At 64.6% G+C, this 2694-nt stretch carries 2 protein-coding genes and 1 pseudogene; 2 read left to right on the forward strand and 1 reads right to left on the reverse strand.

The window, feature by feature from the left end; all coding sequences use genetic code 11:
- Window positions 1-249: pseudogene (locus WCE35_RS19165) on the forward strand (outer membrane protein assembly factor BamE); the annotation flags it as partial.
- 119 nt (window positions 250-368) lie between these two features.
- A complete protein-coding gene (locus tag WCE35_RS19170; RefSeq protein WP_424594899.1) occupies window positions 369-1343 on the forward strand; it encodes a Bug family tripartite tricarboxylate transporter substrate binding protein in 975 nt (324 codons plus the stop codon).
- Between the two features lie 219 nt (window positions 1344-1562).
- On the opposite strand, the gene WCE35_RS19175 is transcribed toward WCE35_RS19170, so the two are convergent.
- A partial coding sequence (locus tag WCE35_RS19175; RefSeq protein WP_424594898.1) for a sodium/proton-translocating pyrophosphatase occupies window positions 1563-2694 on the reverse strand: 1132 nt, incomplete at its 5' end.

Consider the following 2694-nt stretch of genomic DNA (forward strand, 5'->3'; position numbering starts at 1 on the left):
ACACTGAACGGCGAAGTTTTCTACTACATTTCGCAGCGCTCCGAACGCAAGGTCGCGTTCATGAACCAGCAGGTCGTCGACCAGCGGGTGATCGCGATCTATTTCGACAAGAACCGGCAAGTGCGGCGGCTCGCCAACTACGGGCTGCAGGACGGCAAGATCTTCGATTTCATCAGCCGCACCACGCCGACCTCCGGCCAGGAACTCAGCTACCTGACGCCGCTGTTCAAGCTGCTCTCCTTTAACTAAAGCCGCCTGCGCCAAGTCGCGCGCTTGCCGGACGGCCGCGCGCTGCCTACGCTCCCCCGCAGAAGAATATTCCAGCAGGGAGCGAACGCGTGACCAGCCAATTTCTTTCTCGCCGCAGCATGCTGTCGGGGGCCGCTGCCTTTTCGACGGCGGCAATCCTGCCGCGCCCAAGCCTCGGCGCCGACTGGCGGCCGACCGAAACCATCCGCATCATCGTACCGGCGGCCGCCGGCGGCTCAACCGACGTGATGGGACGGTTGCTGGCCGCCCACCTGCAGACCGCCTGGGGCCAGTCCGCGGTGGTGGAAAACCGCTCGGGCGGCGGCGGCACCATCGGAACAGTGGAGGTCGCGCGCAACAAGGGCGACGGGCACACCATCCTGATCGGCAATCCCGGTCCCAACGCCATCGCCTACAGCATCTTCCGCAACATGGCCTACCGAGCGGAGCAGTTGCAGCCGGTCAGCAACATGATCCGGATTCCGAACATCGTCTCCGCGCATCCCTCCACGGGCATCAAGTCAATCGCCGAGCTGATCGCCTACATCAAGGCCAACCCGGACAAGCTGAACTACGGCTCCTCCGGGGTCGGACAGAGCCCTCACCTCACCGCCGCCTGGTTCCTGCAACTCACCGGCTTGAAGATGGTGCATGTGCCGTTCCGCGGCGCCGGTCCCGCGCTGCAGGCCGCGCTCGCCGGCGATGTTCAGATCCTGTTCGACAATCTCTACCCGTCGCTGCCCCAGACCCAGGAAGGCAAGCTCACCGCGCTGGCCGTGACCACGCCCGAGCGCAGCGCATCGGCGCCTGATATTCCGACCATGCGCGAAAGCGCGCCTGAACTTGCGAAGTTCGATGTCTCCTCATGGTTCGGCGTATTCCTGCCGAAAGCGGCGCCGGCTCCGGTCGTCGACGCCCTAAACAAGGAGGTCAAGGCGATGCTCGAGCGCGACGACATCAGGAAGACCATCGCCACCATGGGCGCCCGCGCCGACTACGGCACGCCGGCGCAGTTCAGTGAGTTCGTGCAGGCGGAGACGGCGAAGTTCGCCGCGATCATCAAGCAGGAAGGCCTGCAGATGGACGTGAATTGATCTCGTGTCCCGGACGCGGTGCAGCGCGCTTCGCGCTGCTCCACAGAGCCGGGACCCAAGCTTTTTCTTCCGTCGCCATGGACCCCGGATCAGCAGCGCACCACGCCGCAAGCGCGGCGCGCTGCGCAGCATCCGGGGAACGCGAGCTGAGCGAGCCGAGAAAGCAAAAACCCCGCGGCTCGCACCGCGGGGTTTTCGTTTCAGCCGCAGCGTAAACACTTAATGCGCCAGGATCGCCAGCAGCAACAGCGCCACGATGTTGGTGATCTTGATCATCGGGTTGACGGCGGGACCTGCCGTATCCTTGTAGGGATCGCCGACGGTGTCGCCGGTCACCGCCGCCTTGTGCGCGTCAGAACCCTTGCCGCCGTAATGGCCATCCTCGATGTACTTCTTGGCATTGTCCCAGGCGCCGCCGCCCGACGTCATCGAGATCGCGACGAACAGGCCGGTCACGATCACACCCAGCAGCATCGCGCCGACCGCCGAGAACGCCGCCGACTTGCCGGCCGCGCCGCCGCCCGCGATCGCGTAGATCGCGAAGTAGACGAAGATCGGCGACAGCACCGGCAACAGCGACGGGATGATCATTTCCTTGATTGCCGCCTTGGTCAGCAGGTCGACCGCCTTGCCGTAATCCGGCTTGTCGGTGCCCTGCATGATGCCGGGCTTTTCGCGGAACTGACGCCGCACTTCCTCGACGATCGCGCCGGCCGCACGTCCCACCGCGGTCATGCCCATCGCGCCGAACAGGTACGGCAGCAGGCCGCCGAACAACAGCCCGACCACGACGTAGGGGTTGTTCAGCGAGAAGTCAGGCAGCACGCCCTGGAAGTACGGAAACTTCGCAGCATTGCCGATGAAGAATTTGAGATCTTCATTGTAGGCCGCAAACAGCACCAGGGCGCCGAGACCAGCGGAGCCGATCGCGTAGCCCTTGGTGACGGCCTTGGTGGTGTTGCCGACCGCGTCGAGCGCATCGGTCGATTTGCGGACTTCCTTCGGCAGGCCGGCCATCTCCGCGATGCCGCCGGCATTGTCGGTGACCGGACCGAATGCGTCGAGCGCGACGATCATGCCGGCCAGCGCCAGCATGGTCGTGGTCGCAATGGCGATGCCGAACAGGCCGGCGAGGCTGTAGGTGACGAGGATACCGGCGATGATGACGATCGCGGGCATTGCCGTCGATTCCATCGAGATTGCCAGCCCCTGGATCACGTTGGTGCCATGGCCGGTGACCGACGAGGCCGCGATCGACTTCACCGGACGATAGTTGGTGCCGGTGTAGTATTCGGTGATCCAGATGATCAGGCCGGTGACGGCGAGGCCGACGATGCCGCATTCGAACAGC

Origin of the sequence: Bradyrhizobium sp., from assembly GCF_049691595.1 — a bacterium.
GTDB lineage: Bacteria > Pseudomonadota > Alphaproteobacteria > Rhizobiales > Xanthobacteraceae > Bradyrhizobium.

Bases quoted from the DNA above. Each gene is read 5' to 3' on its own strand.
- WCE35_RS19170 (WP_424594899.1), top strand. From the start codon at position 369: ATGCTGTCGGGGGCCGCTGCCTTTTCGACGGCGGCAATCCTGCCGCGC.